The organism is Veillonella sp. 20925_1_51 (assembly GCF_041431445.1).
Taxonomy (GTDB): Bacteria; Bacillota; Negativicutes; order Veillonellales; family Veillonellaceae; genus Veillonella; species Veillonella nakazawae.
Window position 1 is genome coordinate 291,687 of the sequence record NZ_JAPVXT010000002.1, and the last position, 19,146, is coordinate 310,832.

At 38.7% G+C, this 19,146-nt stretch carries 17 protein-coding genes, 1 tRNA gene and 1 riboswitch; of the genes, 3 read left to right on the plus strand and 15 right to left on the minus strand.

Going from position 1 to position 19,146, the window contains the following annotated elements; genetic code table 11:
- Positions 1 to 289: 289 nt before the first annotated feature.
- From O3607_RS03825 to O3607_RS03865, 9 genes are all read right to left on the minus strand, one after another.
- The gene (locus tag O3607_RS03825; RefSeq protein WP_371443346.1) at positions 290 to 700 is read right to left on the minus strand and encodes a YbaN family protein; all 411 of its coding nucleotides are present in this window, start codon (positions 698 to 700) and stop codon (positions 290 to 292) included.
- Positions 700 to 2,067: a PTS ascorbate transporter subunit IIC gene (locus O3607_RS03830; RefSeq protein WP_227283679.1), complete on the minus strand. Its 1,368-nt coding sequence runs from the start codon at positions 2,065 to 2,067 to the stop codon at positions 700 to 702. The genes O3607_RS03825 and O3607_RS03830 overlap by 1 nt, the downstream gene beginning before the upstream one ends.
- A 31-nt stretch (positions 2,068 to 2,098) precedes the next feature.
- A complete protein-coding gene (locus O3607_RS03835) occupies positions 2,099 to 2,374 on the minus strand; it encodes a PTS sugar transporter subunit IIB (protein WP_227283678.1) in 276 nt (91 codons plus the stop codon).
- A 12-nt stretch (positions 2,375 to 2,386) separates the two neighbouring features.
- Positions 2,387 to 2,851 (minus strand): PTS sugar transporter subunit IIA, encoded by a 465-nt coding sequence (locus O3607_RS03840; protein ID WP_024047885.1) that lies wholly within the window; start codon positions 2,849 to 2,851, stop codon positions 2,387 to 2,389.
- Between the two features lie 342 nt (positions 2,852 to 3,193).
- Positions 3,194 to 3,367, minus strand: coding sequence for a hypothetical protein (locus O3607_RS03845; RefSeq protein WP_213467737.1), 174 nt, complete (start codon positions 3,365 to 3,367; stop codon positions 3,194 to 3,196).
- Between the two features lie 414 nt (positions 3,368 to 3,781).
- Entirely contained in the window at positions 3,782 to 4,780 is a 999-nt protein-coding gene (locus O3607_RS03850) for an inorganic phosphate transporter (protein ID WP_213467736.1), read from the minus strand.
- Positions 4,773 to 5,402 carry a DUF47 domain-containing protein gene (locus tag O3607_RS03855; RefSeq protein ID WP_287534025.1) on the minus strand — a complete coding sequence of 210 codons (630 nt, stop codon included), beginning with the start codon at positions 5,400 to 5,402 and terminating at the stop codon, positions 4,773 to 4,775. The genes O3607_RS03850 and O3607_RS03855 overlap by 8 nt, the downstream gene beginning before the upstream one ends.
- A 409-nt stretch (positions 5,403 to 5,811) precedes the next feature.
- Complete coding sequence (locus tag O3607_RS03860) at positions 5,812 to 7,281, minus strand: [FeFe] hydrogenase, group A (RefSeq protein ID WP_295216139.1); 1,470 nt, start codon at positions 7,279 to 7,281, stop codon at positions 5,812 to 5,814.
- A 132-nt stretch (positions 7,282 to 7,413) separates the two neighbouring features.
- On the minus strand, positions 7,414 to 9,420 hold the full coding sequence (locus O3607_RS03865; protein ID WP_371443347.1) for an ABC-F family ATP-binding cassette domain-containing protein: 2,007 nt from the start codon (positions 9,418 to 9,420) through the stop codon (positions 7,414 to 7,416).
- Between the two features lie 112 nt (positions 9,421 to 9,532).
- On the opposite strand from O3607_RS03865, the gene O3607_RS03870 reads away from it, so the two are divergent.
- The gene (locus O3607_RS03870; RefSeq protein ID WP_024064881.1) at positions 9,533 to 9,853 is read left to right on the plus strand and encodes a hypothetical protein; all 321 of its coding nucleotides are present in this window, start codon (positions 9,533 to 9,535) and stop codon (positions 9,851 to 9,853) included.
- A 129-nt stretch (positions 9,854 to 9,982) separates the two neighbouring features.
- Here O3607_RS03870 and O3607_RS03875 read toward each other — a convergent pair whose 3' ends face one another.
- From O3607_RS03875 to O3607_RS03900, 6 genes are all read right to left on the minus strand, one after another.
- Complete coding sequence (locus tag O3607_RS03875) at positions 9,983 to 11,146, minus strand: glycosyltransferase (protein ID WP_316065723.1); 1,164 nt, start codon at positions 11,144 to 11,146, stop codon at positions 9,983 to 9,985.
- Positions 11,147 to 11,228: 82 nt separating this feature from the next.
- A complete protein-coding gene (locus tag O3607_RS03880; protein WP_005385694.1) occupies positions 11,229 to 11,528 on the minus strand; it encodes an HU family DNA-binding protein in 300 nt (99 codons plus the stop codon).
- Between the two features lie 51 nt (positions 11,529 to 11,579).
- Positions 11,580 to 12,362, minus strand: coding sequence for a nucleoside triphosphate pyrophosphohydrolase (mazG, locus tag O3607_RS03885; RefSeq protein ID WP_060924080.1), 783 nt, complete (start codon positions 12,360 to 12,362; stop codon positions 11,580 to 11,582).
- Positions 12,346 to 13,953 (minus strand): polysaccharide biosynthesis C-terminal domain-containing protein, encoded by a 1,608-nt coding sequence (locus tag O3607_RS03890; protein WP_371443349.1) that lies wholly within the window; start codon positions 13,951 to 13,953, stop codon positions 12,346 to 12,348. The genes mazG and O3607_RS03890 overlap by 17 nt, the downstream gene beginning before the upstream one ends.
- Positions 13,950 to 17,246, minus strand: coding sequence for a transcription-repair coupling factor (gene mfd / locus O3607_RS03895; RefSeq protein ID WP_371443350.1), 3,297 nt, complete (start codon positions 17,244 to 17,246; stop codon positions 13,950 to 13,952). Before mfd ends, O3607_RS03890 begins: the two co-directional genes overlap by 4 nt.
- Before the next feature lie 104 nt (positions 17,247 to 17,350).
- Positions 17,351 to 17,435 (minus strand) — tRNA-Leu (locus tag O3607_RS03900).
- A 478-nt stretch (positions 17,436 to 17,913) separates the two neighbouring features.
- Positions 17,914 to 18,086: riboswitch (cobalamin riboswitch) on the minus strand.
- A gap of 219 nt (positions 18,087 to 18,305) precedes the next feature.
- On the opposite strand from O3607_RS03900, the gene O3607_RS03905 reads away from it, so the two are divergent.
- Together O3607_RS03905 and O3607_RS03910 are read left to right on the plus strand one after the other, a co-directional pair.
- Positions 18,306 to 18,581 carry a helix-turn-helix transcriptional regulator gene (locus O3607_RS03905; protein ID WP_060924083.1) on the plus strand — a complete coding sequence of 92 codons (276 nt, stop codon included), beginning with the start codon at positions 18,306 to 18,308 and terminating at the stop codon, positions 18,579 to 18,581.
- Positions 18,582 to 18,593: 12 nt separating this feature from the next.
- Positions 18,594 to 19,037 (plus strand): hypothetical protein, encoded by a 444-nt coding sequence (locus tag O3607_RS03910; RefSeq protein ID WP_105086476.1) that lies wholly within the window; start codon positions 18,594 to 18,596, stop codon positions 19,035 to 19,037.
- Positions 19,038 to 19,146 lie beyond the last annotated feature (109 nt).

A 19,146-nucleotide genomic window follows, 5' to 3' on the forward strand; every position in this document is an offset into this window, starting at 1 on the left:
CGATCACCATATATACAAATACTATATTAGTTACTATATACACAGTTATCATAGTATAATTGTTGATATTCATTGTCAAATTCAATTTTGTAATAATTCATTTTTTCTTTAAAAATATAAGTTTCTACTATTTGTAATCCACATAAGACAATTTCAGTAATATATAACGCTCTGTTCATTAAAATCCATTCATTACACAATCTACTCTATGTATTATTGATTTTATAATAAAATAAGCCTTGCAAGTTAAACCAACGCCGTCTAACTTACAAGGCTATATGTAGAATTATTAGAGATAATTCTTTATTTTTTTTGTTTTTACAATAAAGACTAATGCTATAACATGACTAATCCATACAAAGGCCATAACGATAAGTGCAATGGGCATATCTTGACTAAAATAGGCACCAATTGCCATTATTGTACTAACCGATAAGAGAATGGACAACTTTGTCCGCAACGTCAACGCTTTATCGCGCTCATAAGCACCAACAGTCTTTTGATATAAACTAGATTCTAAGAACATGTTATGAAAACGTTCAGATCCTCGAGCTAAACAAAATAAAGTAAGCATATAAAAAGGAACTGTTGGCAATAGTGGTATTACAATTCCTGCTGTACCGAGAGCAAAACTGATTGCACCGATGGCCAGAAATACATATCTAACTACAACATTACTATGTGGCTCAGTTGTTTTCATTACTCCTCTTCTACGTAGTTAATAACTTTACCTTTTGTTTTAATAAAGTTTGGAATAATAAGTACAAGAGCTGCAATGGCTACGATACCATAGATACCAGCCATACCGATCCATTCGAATGCATGACCTAATACAAGACCCATTACTGCAAAGTCTGCATCACCAAATGTTGTATTTTGGAAACCTAATTGACCAAGAACTGGCAATGCCAATGCTGGTAAGAAGGTAATCGCCAAACCATTAAGGAATGCACCTACTGCAGCACCACGACGGCCGCCTGTAGCATTACCATAAATGCCTGCTGTTGCACCACAGAAGAAATGAGGTACAAGACCAGGAATAATCAATACACCACCTACAGCACCAAGGATAAGCATGCCGATAATACCGCCGATAAAGGAGCTAATGAAGCCCAATACTACAGCCGTTGGAGCATATGTAAAGAATACTGCACAGTCTACTGCTGGAATTGCATTAGGGATAATTTTTGTAGCAATACCTTGGAAAGCAGGAATCAAGTCACCTAAGATCATACGTACACCAGAGTATACGATTGTTACACCTACAGCAAAGTTCATAGCGCTCATAACAGCATATAAGTAAGGACTCATATCACCAGATAAGGTAGCTACAAACTCAGAACCAGCTGCAAAGGCTGCAATCAAGTAGAATACGATCATAGTCAATGCTGTAGATAAAGTAGAGTCACGCAAGAAACCCCATTTTTCTGGAATTTCAATATCCTCTGTACTATCTTCAGCTTTACCTACATATTGAGCAACCCAAGCAGATAAATAGTAACCTAAGCTACCAAAGTGACCAATAGCAATTTCATCACCGTCTGTAACTTTGGATGTATAACTTTGACCGATTGCTGGAGAGATAGCAGACCAAGCGCCCATCAAGAAACCCCCTACAAGGATGAGTTCCATACCAGATAAACCTGCTGTACCAAGTACGGCAGACATAAGACATGCCATAAACAAGCTATGATGACCTGTTAAGAACACATATTTGAACTTGGTGAAACGAGCAATACATAAGTTCATCAATAAGCCTACAACGAGAATAGACATCGTTTCAACACCAAGTACCTTTTGTGCTACAGCTACGATAGCTTCGTTGTTTGGTACAACGCCAGTAATATGGAAGCCATGCTCAATCATCTTACCTAGTGGATCAAGGTTATTAACGATAACACCTGCACCGGCTGCGAGCATCAAGTAGCCAAGAATAGGTTTTAATGTACCGGTCATTACCTTATGAAACGGACGTTTCAAGGCAATTAAACCTATACATGACATAATACCAATCAAAAGTGCTGGTTGAGACAGCACATCGCGTAAGAACTCTAATACCATTTCCATGGCACTACCTCCTATATATAGTTGTTACATTTTATTGAGCTGCTTGTTTCAATGCCTCAAGAATATCTTCAGTGATTTTCTTTTTATTGATATAGCTGCGAACAATAGCGACATTCTTATCTTCAAATTGTTCCGCTAACTCTTTTACGGTTACAATAAGGTCTGCTTTACGGCCTTGTGCGGCATTAAAATCAATAGATTCAACTTGTGCATCAATACCATTTTCAGCACAAATCTCTTCAATTTTCATTTTTAGCATCAAGCTAGAACCAATACCATTACCGCATACAGTTAATACAGAAATCATACTTGCCTCCTCCTAAACGTATTCTTGATCTTCTAAACGCTCTGCCAAGAATTCTTGTACATCTTCAATACTTTCAAAATCAGCTGCTGCATCTAAAAACTCGTCATCTTCAAATAACGTAGCAATATCAGTCAACAATTGAATATGTTCATCCTTGTTAGGAGCACATAAGAATAATGCAACAGAAACCGGATCGTTATCAGGGCTACCAAAGTTTAATGGTTTTTCTAAGGTTACTAAAGCAGTACCTACACGTTTTGCCCCATTTTCCGGGCGAGCATGTGGCATAGCAAGACCTGGTGCCAATACAATATATGGCCCCATTTCACGTACAACCTCTACCATAGCCTCTGTATAAGATGGGTCAGTAAAACCTGCATCAACCATAAGTTGACCACCGTGACGAATTACCTCTTCCCACGTTTCTGCAGGATAATGAAAAGATACATTATCCTCAGATAGTAAATCTTGTAACAAGCTAACACCTCCTAAATTTACTCACGTATATACTTGTATTATATCTATTCTTACATTTTTTTCATATAACAAAATAGGAATAGGGTAATAAAAACAAATAAAATTAACTTTTTTCTATTATTTTATTAAGTCCCCTAAATTAATGTAGGTTTTCAAAAATTACATATGTAATATACGAAGAAGGTCCCAATTCTATAAATTGGGACCTTCTTCGTACTGCTTGTATTGCACACAGCATATTGTAGAGAGTAGAGATGTGTTGTAGTTGAAAGATTTTAAAATGGATTATTGTAAAATAGATGTAAAGTTTATTAAGTTGTATATGCTGTGACAATGCCTTTTTTATCTATTTCGATTATATTGTTGCCTATATTTTTTATCATTATTTGCCTTAATGGCCATAATTAATGGTTTGAGTGAAAGAAACTCTTCATCACTGAGTCGAATGGTTCTACCAATACGTTTAATCGGATTACGTGGGCGCCCGGCACCGCGTCTAGTTCCACCCCATGCCATATACATACCTCACTTTTCACTTGAAAAACTCCTTCTACCGATAGTATAACTGCTCATACATAAGTATGCAATATCTATTCATTATAAACAATCTCATAATAGTCTTTAAACGTGTAATAAACTGTATTTATTAATAAAATGCATAATCAAGAAAAGCACATATTTATAAGCATTTTCCTATTCTCAACTTGAATTGTAACATCAACGTTGCCAAATATAGATAAATCGCTTTTATAGAATATAGTATTTAAAATCTAATGTATACCTATATTCTTTGATTACATACTAGATACAACTAGTCAAATTTAAGTCTTAAAATCTCATCAACAAATGGGATAACTTAATCAATCTAATACTTTTACTACAGAAAAAAAGACTGCTTTCGCAGTCTTTTTATTTCTATATATGATTGTATTAACCAAATAGTAAGTGACCTACTTCATACGCAATAGCTGCTACAATACCAGATAATGGAATTGTTACAAACCACGCCAATACCATAGATCTTGCTACGCCCCAGTTAACAGCTTTCAAACGTTTAGAGGACCCAACGCCTAGCAAGGAACCACTTACAACATGTGTAGTACTTACAGGTAAATGTAAGAATGTAGCTGTAAAAATAGTGATGGCAGAGTTTAAGTCAGCAGCGAAACCATTGATAGTTTCCAATTTGAAAATCTTAGTCCCCATAGTAGAGATGATTTTCCAACCGCCTACCGCTGTACCCATGGCCATAGCCGTAGCACAACAAAGTTTAACCCATACTGGTACCTCTAATGTATCGATAAAGCCACCGCTAAGTAATGTTAAGGTAATAATCCCCATCGCCTTTTGCGCATCATTAGAACCATGAGAAAAGGCCATCATGATGGCAGATACAATTTGCATGGATCTAAATCTATCATTCAATACGATTGGAGAAAATCTACCAAAGATAAGCAACAATACTTTCATCACAATATAGCCACCAATCATGGCTACAATTGGAGATAAAATAAGGGATAAGAAAATCTTTATAATCCCTGCCTCATTTAAAGCATCGAACCCTACGGACCAACCTACAGCACCGATGATACCACCGATAAGAGCATGAGATGAGGAACTAGGAATCCCCCAATACCATGTAAGCAAGTTCCATGTTATGGCACCAATAAGAGCTGCTGAGATAATCGCACTATTAATGAGAGACGCAGACATTACGATGTCACCACCGATTGTCTTTGCTACGCCTGTACTAACCATGGCCCCCAAGAAATTGAGTGCCGCAGTCATCATAATTGCCTTTTTAGGCTCAATAGCACGAGTCGAAACAGATGTAGCAATAGCGTTCGCCGTATCGTGGAAGCCATTGATATAGTCGAAGGCTAATGCTAGAAATACAACTAGCCATACTAAATATTGAGCATCAAGCATACTTCAATACTACCCGGCGGAATGTACCAACCAAATCTTCGCAACCATCGATTACATCCTCCATGGCACTAAGGATTTCCTTCCATTTGATAATTTCAATAGGATCTGTACACTCAGTAAAGAGTTTAGCCATTTCTTCGTGGTAAATATTATCCGCTTCAGACTCAAGTTTCAATACTTGGTGTACACGGCCTTCTACCTTTACATGGTCCTTTTTAAGGCTACCCATATAGCCAATAGATTTATTAATATGCTTAACGCATTTTACAACGATTTCACTCATACGGATAGCACCATCACTTGGCTTACCAACGTGGTACATAACCATTTTATCCATAATTTCTTTAATATTATCCAATGTAGTATCCAATTGGTCGATTAGAAGCTGAATATCTTCGCGATCCATTGGAGTGATGAATGTTTTACGCAAACGTTCTACAGTTTCGGTTACTAATTCATCGGCAGCTTTTTCCTTTGTATCAATTTCAAGAAAAGCCTCTTCTTTAGAGATTTCGCCTTTAAACACACGTTCCATCATCTCTGCGCTTTCATATGTAAAAGCAGCATGATTTTCTAAAATACTGAAAAACTTTTCTTCTTTTCCTTTTAATTTAAAAGCCATGAAGATCCTCCTGAAACAGTATTGATTGCTTCTATAAATATAATTTAATTATAGCACACTAACAATAATTCCTAAACAATTTACCATGCTCTATATTTTAACCCCTATGCGTATATGGCATATATAGTATCTTATTCTGTGAAAACACCTATAATAGTATTTACGTATCATAGGTGTACCCTCTAAACATTCTAGATCACAATAACTCGTAAGGTGAATAGTTCTATGATTCTTCATAACATCCCATACAAATCTAAAGACAATAAAAAAAGCAGATAGCTGATAAATTATCAACTATCTGCTTTTTATCTTAAGCCACATACGGGCTTAGTATGTATCAACTAATTACAACAGTTAACAGTTAATTGTTACAAATACGGTTAATTATTACTGTTACTATTTTTACCTATTAGTTATTAGCTTCTGCTGCAGCTTTAGCTGCTTCTGCTGCCTTTTTCAAATTAGGCACAGATGTTGGACATGTAGCAGGCGTACAAGCACCATTAGGACCCAAGTCTTCAGAGCGATTTACAAATGTTGTATGTAACATGTGATGTGCTTTATGGCTCATAGGTTTGCCATCGAAGAACTCAGCATATAATTTTTGGATATCTGGATTATCACAAGCTGCTTTCACTTGTACCTCTGCATCGCGAGTATACAAGGATGCAATACGAGCTTCACGAGCTTTATCAGCCATCGGTAATTTAACGCGTGGTTGACCACCACCACCGATACAGCCGCCACGGCAAGCCATTACTTCAATGAAATCATAATGGATGTTTTCTGCACGCATGCGTTCGATAAACTTACGCAAGTTGCCTGTACCATGAACAGCCGCCACATGTAATGTTTTATCACCAATCACTACGTCTGCTTCACGAGCACCATCCATACCGCGAATTGCTTCGAATGGAATCAATGTTTGAGGTGCATCTTCACCAGTTGCTAATTTGTAAGCCGCACGCATAGCCGCTTCCATAACGCCACCAGTATTACCGAAGATGATACCACCACCAGATGCTTCACCCATCAATGGATCAAATGTAGAATCTTCTAATTCATCAAAGTTGATTTCTTCTGCACGTAACCATTTTGCAAGTTCACGTGTAGTAATACAGTAGTCTGTATCGCGCATTTCTGGTACATCCCAGTATTCAGCAGAGGAGTTCATTTCATCGCGACGGATTTCGAATTTCTTAGCTGTACAAGGTGTTACTGCAACAGCAACGATTTGTTTTGCATCAAGGCCCATTTTTTCAGCAAAATATGTTTTTTGCGTAGGCGCTTGCATTGCAATTGGACTTTTAGCTGTAGACAAGTTTGGCAAGAATTCTGGATAGAATGTTTCAGCAAACTTAACCCAAGCAGGACAGCAAGATGTGAATTGAGGCAATACCGCATCACTATTGATAACGCGTTCCAACAATTCAGATGCTTCCTCCATGATAGTCATGTCAGCACCAAAGTTTGTATCTAAAATATAGTCGCCACCCAATTTACGAAGAGCAGCTACCATTTTACCTTCTACGAATGTACCCGCATCAAGACCGAACTCTTCACCTAAGCCAACACGTACAGCAGGTGCAGTTTGGAAAACGACGATTTTATTAGGGTCAGCAATAGCTGCTTTTACTTCATCAATTTCAGAGCGTTCATTAATGGAATCAAATGGACAAATAGATGCACATTGACCGCAATGAATACAAATTGGATGATCCCCATTAGTTGTTAAGTCATAATAATCAAATACGCCCATGTCTACAGCACACGCTTTACGACATAAGGAGCAGTTTTTACATTTGGACAAATCTTGAACTAATGCAATATTGCCGTCTTCAATAGGTACACGACGGTCTAAAAATTGGTACTTACTCATAAGTTCCTCCTACTTAGGTAACGTTGTTATCGTTAATCGATGAAATTATACTATACATTGTGATTTTTATCAATAAATTTACATGTAATTCCTTTGCATAACAGATATTAAAAAATCGCATGATACAAGGAATTATAGGCGTTCTTCTAATTCCATCCACCGTTCTGTGAGCGCATCTATTTGGGATTGAGTCTCTTCTCGCTCAGCCATCAAGGATTGCATCTTTTCATAATCAGTAGCAACTTGACTAATCATGACATCGAGCCCCTTTACTAAATGCTCTAATTTAGGTAATTCATCCATGATGTTAGCATACTCTGCTTCTTCCGCTTTATTGAGTCCCTTCTTCGGTGTTTCTTTGAAAGTATCATCCCCAAATGTAGCCATATTACTATCACTACCATCTACCGAAGTACTTAATGATGAATCATCAGAGCCAGTACTAGTTTCAGATTTGTTAGTTTTATCAGTTTTAGAAGCAATAGATGTATCAGTATTGGCCATGTAGAATGGGCGCTTTCCACCACTACTTTCATCTAAAGAATCCTTGTAATCGGAATAGGAGCCGTGAACAATTTCAATTTGACCATCGCCACTAAAAACAAAGAGTTTGTCTACAACACGGTCTAAGAAGTAACGATCATGGCATACTGTGATAATGACCCCACTAAAGGAATCAAGGAAGTCCTCTAGCACCTCTAATGTAGGAATATCAAGATCATTGGTCGGTTCATCTAGTAATAAAACATTAGGAGCGCTCATAAGCAATTTCAATAGATATAAACGACGTCGTTCACCGCCTGAAAGCTTACGAATCGGCACACCATGTAACTCTGGTGTGAAAAGGAATCGTTCAAGAATTTGACCAGCACTCAACGTAGAACCATCGCCCAAAACCATATAGGAATGATCTTCACGAATATAATCGAGAACACGCATATCTTCATCAAACTCTGGTAGTTCTTGTTTGAAATGGGCAATGCGAACGGTCTCTCCCTTACCAATAGTACCGTTTGTAGGTTCATAGGTTCCATCAAGAATATTCATAAAGGTAGACTTGCCAACACCATTAGGGCCTACAATACCAATACGATCATGACGCACTACATGGTAGGTAAAATCCTTAATCATAGGGCGCTCACCAAAGTAGAACTCTAAATGTTCAATATCAAAAATGGTTTTCCCTAAACGCGTTTTTAAAGCAATGGGATCCATTTGATCGGGACGTCTAGTTTTCTCCATATTCTTAAGTTTTTCATAGCGGTCTAAACGAGCCTTTTGTTTCGTCGTTCTCGCCAAAGCCCCACGACGTACCCATTCGATTTCTCGTTTCAAGAACTGACGGCGTTTCTCTTCCGTAGCGGCCTCGCGAGCCTCTCGATCAGCCTTCAAGGCAATAAATTCTTCGTAATTACCGTCATATTGATACATACGACGATTAGAAAGCTCTAAAATTCCATTACATACAGAGTCGAGGAAATATCTATCATGAGTACTGATTAATAGGCCCCCTTGGCGAGCACTTAAGTAGGACTCAAGCCAGTCGATGCTATCTTCATCTAAATGGTTTGTCGGTTCGTCTAACAATAATAGGTCACAAGGATATAATAATGCCTGTCCTAACGCGAGACGACGCTTTTGGCCACCAGATAACATAGCCACTTTTTGATCCATCTCAGGAAAGCCTAATTTAGTTAAAATAATACGAGCCTCTTGCTCTACCTGCCATCCATCTTGTTGATCCATTTGTTCTAACGCATTCATATAGTTACGCGATATTTTACTATCCTCGCTACCAGACTCTTGCATTTCACGATATTCACGACTAATACGTTCAAAAGATTGCACCATCCGCAAACGAGGATGGTCTCCATCAAGAACAGCTTCTAACAATGTAGAATCTGGATCAAAGTCTGGTGTCTGCGCTAAGTAATGGATACTAGCCTTACCATTTCGCTCAATGGTCCCCTTATCAGGCTCCATTTGCCCTGCTAAGATTTTTAAAAACGTAGACTTACCTGTCCCATTAATGCCCACGAGACCTAACCGTTTTTCAGTGGTGAAAGTAATATTCACATCTTTAAACAGCAGTCGTGTGCCATATGATTTTTCTATATTTTGTAAACTAATAACGTTCATCGTATGCTCCTATTATGTCATTCTGTTATTTATTATACTACACATTACCATTGACAGTAACAGGCGCCGTCAGTAGAATAAACGTAACGTATATATTCATGAGGAGGTCCACATGGCAGTAGATATCGTTTTAGACTTTTATGAAACTATCAATTTTGAACTTATCGATATCGATGGGTATGACACATTATTTACAGAACTCTTGGAAGATGGCACCTATGCAACTGTGTCCGATGATGACGGTCATTTGCCAGAGGATTTAGAGACGCCAATCGTATTCAATGTGTACGACGATAACGACTCCTTCCAATGGAGTGTGACCCTAGATGATTCCTACCAACTAAAAGACTTGTTGGACAGTGCTGAAAGCACAGATACATTCTTAGAAACACTTCAAAAAATTCGACAAGAACATATTGAACAATACCAATAAAACAAAAGCGATGACCTAAAAGTCATCGCTTTTTATTTCATATAAAGCTACTAATATCTATATATTACTAATCTAGAAATACGCTCATTACCAATAACTAATTATATTCGTACTAGCTACCACAAGAGATTAATTAATAGACTCTTCCGCTTTTACTAGTTCAACAGGTTCGTCCGTATTAGTAGCATCTAGAATTTCAATTAAGCTATTTACGATATTCGCTGCACCATCAACATGCCATTCACGAGCGCGCTCAGACATCTGTTGAAGTCGTGGTAAATTGATAAGAAGGGCGGTCACAACATCTTCTAAGTTATGAATATCACGAGCCCAACGAGCACAACCTCGTTGTTCTAATAGCTCTGCATTAGCCTCTTCTTGCCCAGGAATAGCATTAAAGAACACCATAGGTAAACCAATTGTAACAGCCTCCATACAGGTTAATGCACCAGGCTTTGTTACCAGCAAGGAAGAGGATTTCATAAGCTCCGAAATATTCGTAGTATATCCATACACAATAGTCTTAGTACGCATAGATTCACTAAGGGTAACTAAGGATTCATAAAGAGATGTATTTTGACCGGCTACAACAGTAATTTCATCAATGCCATTAACTTCATCTAAGTGTTTTAATGCCGTTTCTAGAGAACCCAATCCAAGGCCCCCACCCATAACGAGCACTTTTATAGGTTCCTCTAAGCTATATTCTTCAATAGCATCACGGAAGAAGGCACGACGCACTGGAATCCCTGATACATGGATACGTGAGGCATCGATACCAGATAATACCATTTCATCTACCATCGATTCAGTAGCTACATAGTATGTATCAATTTGTGGATATAGCCAAAATTGATGACTACTAAAGTCCGTCATGATAGCCACTAATGGTACATCGATATGACCTTGACGTTTTAAGATAGACGCTGCACCACATGGGAATGGATGAGTAAATACCATCACATCTGGTTCTTCTTGTTGCACCAACTTAAGCATGCGGCTTTTCAATAGGTATGACAATGCAGTTTGCAAAATCGTACCACGTTTTTCCCCTTTTGATACACGGTAAATCATATCATATAGCATAGGAAATACGTCAATCATCTTGATATATGTGCCCTTGATCAAATGCTCTACAGACATGGTTTCTGTATCAAGAAAGTCTACATGCGTTATGGAAGCTTGTGGCTCTTTCTCTTTCCAATATTCTTCTATGGCTCTGGCGGCCTGCATATGTCCGGTCCCAATAGAAGCGGACACGATGAGAACCTTCCGTGATCTTTCGTTATTCATAGTACACCCTTTCTCTGTGCATTATACCATAAATAGACGAAAAAAAGAGACCTCGAAAGGTCTCTTTCCAATCCATTAAAGATTATTTTTTGCGTTTTTTAGCTTTTGCAGCGTTAACTTGTTCTTTCAAACCTTTACCAGCTTTGAATGCAGGGGATTTGGAAGCTGCGATTGTGATAGTTTTACCGTTTTGTGGGTTACGGCCTTCACGAGCTGCGCGTTCACGAACTTCGAATGTACCGAAGCCGATAACTTGTACTTTACCGCCAGCAGCTAATTCTTCAGCAACTGTGTCAAATACAGCTTTTACCGCTTTTTCAGCGTCTTTTTTAGTTAATTCAGTTTTTTGTGCAACACTTGCGATTAATTCTGTTTTGTTCATGACAGAACCTCCTTAAAAATACTATACCTAAGAAGCATGCAAACCTCTAGGCTACTTTTCCTGCACTTTAGCCTCCTCCCAAAAAGCATCCAGCTCAGCTAATGAAAAGTCTTCCCATGAGCGATCGCTTTGGTTAACACAAGCTTCTACATGTAAAAAACGCTGTCGGAACTTTGTGTTTGTGCGATTTAGTGCATTTTCACCGCTTATTTTATACCATCTTAATAGATTAATCAAGGAAAAAAGCACATCTCCCGCTTCTTTTTCCATATTTTCTCTATCTTTTTGGGCAATAGCCTCCTTAAATTCATCCATTTCTTCCGAAACTTTCGCCCAAACCGGATCGAGCTCATCCCAGTCAAAACCTAGCTTCGCAGCCTTTTCTTGCAACTTATAAGCGGCCACTAAAGCAGGTAGACTTTTAGATACACCATCTAATACAGATTTTTGTATATTTTTCTTTTCTTGTGCCTTTAATTCGTCCCAACTGTATGATTTTTCATTATTTTCAGGGTCAAAAACATGGGGATGACGGCGAATCATCTTCTGAGTCACATCATTAATTACATCTTCTAATGTAAACTGACCAGCTTCTTCAGCCAATTGACTATGAAAGACAACTTGTAATAATACATCACCTAGTTCTTCACGAAGATTAGCCATATCTTTATTATCGATTGCATCTACTACTTCATAAGTTTCTTCAATGAAATATCGACGCAACGATTCATGAGTTTGTTTTTGATCCCAAGGGCAACCATTAGGAGCTCGCAAGGCTTTTACTACATCTACTAATGGTTGTACCGATACAGGCTTATCAGTATTGTTCTTCATATAGTTTAGCCTCCTCCTTATCTCGGCGAGCTTGTAAGCGCTTACCTATAACAGGGAAATGATACATATCAGCTTTTACAACGGCCTTTGTTAACCATAAGGATAAACCATATACAAATACAGCCACAATAATAGCCGCTGCCACTGCACCACCATTGCCGAATAACTCTACAGTAGTCACATACACTACCTGTGTAGCACCGCCCATAGCCATGGCAGACACTACAATTTTTAATAGCTCTAATTTATTAAGTACAGATCCTACATATTTTTTAACAAATATATAGTTTATGAATGCCGCAATGGCAAAATTCAAATTCGTTGCCCATGCAGCACCATTAATGCCTAGCTCAATAGTACCTGTCAATTCATAGTCTAAGAAGGTCTTAGCCAACAAACCAATAAAAATGGCTATCATAGGAATAACAGTTCTGCCTAACCCTTGCAAGATGCCTGCTGTAATCTGTTGCCAACCTAAGAATATAATGCTCAAGCTAATAACAGCAATAACAGGACCTGCATGAGGCGTTGCATATATCAGTTTAGATATAGGTGTCGCCAACACACAGAGGCCGATACAGGCTGGAATAGTAAACATATTTGCAATTTTAATGGCTGTTCCTGCACGCTGCACAATACGTTGTACATCACCTTGGGCATGCGCTTCCGATACGGCTGGTACAAGACTAGCTGCTAAAGATGTAGTCAAAATAATGGGCAACCCAATCAACGATGTAGCCATCCCTGTAAGATAACCAAATTGTGTGGTCGCTTCATTGAGATAAAACCCAATATCCATCAAACGCTTTGGCACGATAAATGTATCGATAAGGGATACCATAGGCAGCATAATATTGGCCATCGAAACAGGTATGGCCAAACTAAATAGTCGTTTGACTACAGAACTATTACTTTCACCAACAGCAGTCGGATTCTGCTGTGCCAACATTTGCGCTCGTACACGACGTTGACGATAGTAAAAGTAAATTAATACGAGTAATCCCGCTAATACGCCAGGGAATGTAGCAAAGGTTGCACCACCAGCCGCTAAGTGTAACCCTCTATCAATGAAGTAATAGGCTAAGCCCACCATAGAGGATACGCGGAAGATTTGTTCAAAGACTTGGCTAGTCCCAGTAGGAACCATGTATTGGAAGCCTTGGAAGTAACCTCTAAAACAACTCAAAATCGTAACGATAAAGATTGCTGGAGATAATAGCTGAATAGCGAGCAATGCACGAGGATCTGTAATAATATGAGAATCTATGAGCCACTGTGCACTGCCATATAAAGCAACACTAAATACAAGGCCTAACAGCGTTAACACTTTTAAAGATACGGAAAACACTTGTTGTACGCCACGCATATCATCATTAGCTAGCTTTTCCGCAATCATAATAGATATGGCCACAGGAATGCCTGCAGCGGAAATACTAACGATAATTTGATAAATCGGATAGGCCATCATATATAGGCCAATCCCTTCACCACCGAGTACACGGGCAATAAGGACTTTACTGAAAGCGCCGATAACCTTAACAATAATCCCAGCCAAGGTTAAAATCATAGCACCCTTTAAAAATCGATTCATAGGCCCTCCTTAGACGATGATTTCTGGCTAAGGGCCTTCATCACCGCTTCCGTAATGGTCAAAATAGAACCTTTCATGCCTTTAAGGCTCACATACAATATGGCTGGCTTGGAGTCTGTAAATTTCATCTTTTTCCATAAATCTTCTCGCACAGCCCCCATATCCCAATCGGCCATTTTGGAATCGTCATGCCAATGAATGGTAAGCTGTTGATCTCTACGGACGATACTTTTAATACCAAGTAAACGTGCTTGCTCTTTAATTTGAGCAATGCGCAATAGTCGGTCCACCGGATCTGTTGGCGTACCGAAGCGGTCAATAAGTTCGTCTGTCATATCATCAAGCTGTTCTTTTGATTTGATATGTAACAATCGTTGGTATACAGAAATTTTGCGGGCACTATCTTTAATATACGCATCATCGATAAAGGCATCTACCTCTAGGTCGATGGCTGGATCAATGGAGACCTCGCGCTCTACCTCTTTATTTTGAGCCTTCGCAATGGCTTCTTCTAACATACTTACGTACATACCAAAGCCGACAGAGGCGATGTTACCATGTTGCTGTGAACCTAAGAGATTACCCGCACCACGGATTTCTAAATCTCGCATCGCCAATTTAAAACCAGCACCGAGCTCGGTGAACTCTTCAATAGCTTTCAAGCGCTTCTCTGCAGCCTCTGAAAGCATTTTGTCAGGTCGATACATAAAGTATGCATAGGCCCGTCTACGAGAACGCCCTACGCGTCCACGCATTTGATATAGCTGAGATAAGCCTAATCGGTCCGCATCATAAATGATGATGGTATTGGCATTAGGAATATCTAAGCCGGTTTCAATGATACTTGTAGACAATAATACATCATAATGACCTTCATAGAAATCCGTCATAATTTCTTCAATTTGACGGCCCGTCATCTGACCATGAGCAATAGCATAACGCAAACCTGGCAACGCCGCTTCTAATAATTCACCCATATGATTAATTGATGCAACGCGGTTATATACGAAGTAAACTTGTCCGCCCCGTGCCAATTCTCGCTTGATGGCATCAGCAACGATGTTCATATCATATTCCACCACATAGGTCTGAACCGGCAATCGTTCCTCTGGTGGCGTGTTGATAACAGACATCTCCCGAACACCTACAAGAGACATATGTAAGGTCCGAGGAATTGGGGTTGCACTTAAGGTGAGCACATCAATATTACTAGCCCACTCTTTCCATTTTTCCTTTTGAGCTACCCCGAAGCGTTGCTCTTCATCAACAACAAGCATGCCTAAGTCTTTAAAGACTACTTTTTTATTGAGTAGTGAATGGGTTCCGATGAGAACATCGATAGAGCCATCCTCTACACCTTTTAGAACTTGTTTCTTCTCAGATGTACTGCGGAAACGATTGAGCACATCGACTTTGACCCCAAATGGAGCAAAACGATTCCAGAAGGTTTGGAAATGTTGCTGTGCAAGAACTGTTGTCGGTACGAGCACTGCAACTTGCTTGCCACTCATAACAGCTTTAAAAATAGCTCTCATAGCGACTTCAGTTTTACCAAAGCCTACGTCTCCAGCTAGCAATCGGTCCATAGGAACAGGTCGCTCCATAGATTCTTTAATTTCCGCCGTAGCCTGTAATTGATCTTCCGTTTCTTCATAAGGGAAGGCATCTTCAAACTCTTGCTGCCATGGTTGATCTGGCAAAAATGCAAATCCTTCTGTAATTTCTCGTTGTGCATAGATCTCAACGAGCTTATCTGCCAAATCATCGATGGATTTTTTGGCCTTTGTAACAACCTTAGCCCAGTCACGGCCACCCATTTTATGGATGCGCGGCACATCACCTTCATTACCAATGTATTTTTGTAACTGATCTAGATTGTTTGCTGGTAGGAATAACTTATCCGTTCCGGCATAGGCGATTTCAATATAGTCCCGGTGAATGCCTTCTGTTTCTATCGTTTTAAGGCCAATATACTTACCAATACCATGCATGCTATGAACTACATAGTCACCTGGTGTTAAATCCGTAAAGTAATTGATTTCTTGGCCCTTTTTAGGCTTGTTGCGAAGCTTACGTTTTTGTTGTCCGTAAATATTGCCTTCTACAACAACTACGAGATGGCTATTAGGCAATTCAAAACCATCGGTCAATAAACCTTGCAAAATAACGACCGTATTAGGTATTGCAATCCATTCCTCACTATGAACAAAGGCAATCCCTTCACCTTCAAGAGCTCGTTCAATACCTTCTCGTCGTTGTTGGTTATTTAATACCAATACAACTTGATGATTGAGGCGATGCCATTGCTTAATCTCATCTGTTAGGAGCGGAATTTGACGCTCAAAGCTCGTCATCGTTTTACCTTGAATACCGATTGGATTAAATCCAGGTAAACCGATAGAGCGTTGTTGCATAAATGTGAAAGCTACTTGATTTGTAGCCTCTACAGTACGTTGTAATTCACTCCAGTCGCAATGATTTTTACGATGTGTAGGATCTTCCTTGAGGAATTTCTTTAATGCTTCCTGGATACGACCGGGCTCATCATAAATGAGAGTCCCTTCTTTCACATAGGATAATAAGGTGCAATCTGCATCACTTTTACCAAGGAAGAAAGGTGTCACCGTATACGAATCAATTTGTTCAATGGAACGTTGGTTCTCAACAGAGAAGAAACGCAATGTATCGATTTCATCGCCAAAGAACTCAATTCGTATTGGATGTTCACTATTAACAGGATAAATATCTAGAATATCCCCACGCACGGCAAAATGACCACGTTGTTCCACCTGGTCTACACGTTCATATCCAATTGTGACAAGCTGTTCAAGAGCTGTATCGCGATCAATCGTATCATTCAAAGAAAAATGTAACGACTGACCTTTTAAATATTGTGGAGATACTACATATTGTGTAACCTCTTCTGCATTCGCTATAACTACGGCAGATTCTTGCCATGCTAGTAATGCTAACGCACGCATTTGTGCACCTTGATCTTCAAGGCTACGAGCAGTGGTTGTAAACTCCACATTGTCAGTTATAGGAAATGATAGGACTGGGATATTAGGCCAGAAAAAGGCTAAATCTCGTTCCCACATCTCTTTATGGTCCTTATCATGGACTACGATAACTACGGGCTTTGTAAGACCTGTAGCAAAAGCTTGGTTTAAGAGGAAACTCTTTTGAGATCCACTTAGACCATATATGACTGACTTTCCTTTCCGCTGAAATGCGTTTAGCCCATCCACAAAGGATGGGTTCTGTGAAAGCAGCTTAGTTAATGTATTATCCATACTGCACCATATAGTATTCATGATTATTTAAATAAATAGTTCTAACTCATTTATTATAACATTTTTAGGCAAAAAAAATAGCACCTCAAAAGGTGCAATAAAGTTGGTGCGGGAGAAGGGACTTGAACCCCCACGCCGTAAGGCGCCAGATCCTAAGTCTGGTGCGTCTGCCAATTCCGCCACTCCCGCGTCTCAACTGAAATAATAATATCATGTATATAATTCATCGTCAATCATTTTTTTAGATTTAACTTAAATTTCATGTTACCTCTAAAATATCTACTATAGGACTAATTAAATATCTACTATATAACGAATTCTTTTTTCTTTATTTTAACCTTACATATTGGTCATTATATAAATTGTAAAATGAAAAAGAGACTGACCCAGAATCCGAACTACTAGAATCCTGGGTCAGCCTCTTTTTTAGGATGATGATGAATAAATGCATGCCCTACATTTACCATAAAATATATTAACAGTCATAACGTATGTCATGCTGGTAATACCAAGAAGGTATTATTCACCATGACCATGCCATCGACATTTAGGTCTTTCGAATACAATCTAACTCATAAATGTTGAAGATTGTATAGAACTAAAAAATCCTTTTTACGGGTACGTAAAAAGGAGCTATTAACTTCTCCTCCCTATCTCTCGTAGGTCAAATGGTGAATGTTGAATAGGCAGTTCTCCTGACTCGGCGTCATCGCTTATCTAGCCTTCCCAGTTTCCCAGTGACTTAATTTAGACTCGCTCGACCATACAGTGGCGGGACCGTGCTGGCATTTAACCAGCTTCTCTATTATGCTTTTCAGCACCTATTCCCAAATATGATGTTTTCTATGAGTTAATATTAACACCGCTATCGTATTAAGTCAATTTATTTTTGTAATTTTATTTACAATTTTACTGTCCATTAATTTATACATATATAAACATGAGTTATACACTATTTGGATATCTTCACTGCTTTTGCCTTTTCATCTCTTATTCATCTATTGCCATATATGATATTTTTAATTACAATATAAAGGTATCTAAAAATAGGAGGAATCTATGTATATCGGAGATTTCATTAAAGAATATCGGGAAGCCAATGGTGTATCCATTGAAGACTTTGCCACAAAAGCAGGCTTAACAGTTACAGAAATTGAAGCCTTAGAAAATAACTTACAAGAAGATGGTACTGTAATACCAGTTGCGATGCGACAAATCAAAGGTATCGCCGCAGCTATGAGTGTACCAATGCCTGTAGTTATGGCTCAGATTCCTTCCGATCAAGAATTAGTTGTCCATGTAGTAGCTGAGTCTGATCAGCCCCATGCAAAGTAATAAGGAGAATAAATGAAGCGTAGTTTATTAATTGCAGCAGCTTTCACAATCTTAGGCATCCTGCCCTCTCAAGCAGTCAATATTGCTGACTTAGAGAATGCAAGAGGTTATGCCTACTTATATCGTATGAATGGTCAAAACTATTACGCAGAACAACGCGTTAAAGTTATCGCTGGTGAAGGTAATAAATTTGAAATTATCGGTCGCACCTATAGTCATCAAGGGGCTCAATATTATATGACAGAGTACATAAACCATTATTACTTTGATCAAGATGCCGATACAATTCAATGGGTCCAAGAACAACGTAATATTATCGATGCCCGTACAGGTAGAATATTACGTGAGGAAAAACGACCTAAAGCTAAATTGATTACGTTAAAACCAGATACTTATGGTTATATGCAAGCTATCTATTGGAGAGATCTTGCCGTAGCTGCAGGTCAGCTAAAATAATCTAAGCATTATCTAATTGGCAATTTTCAAAAGCTCGCCATATTAAGTATACATATAATAAAGGACTCTACTGATTAAAATGTAGAGTCCTTTTGATTATACTATTACT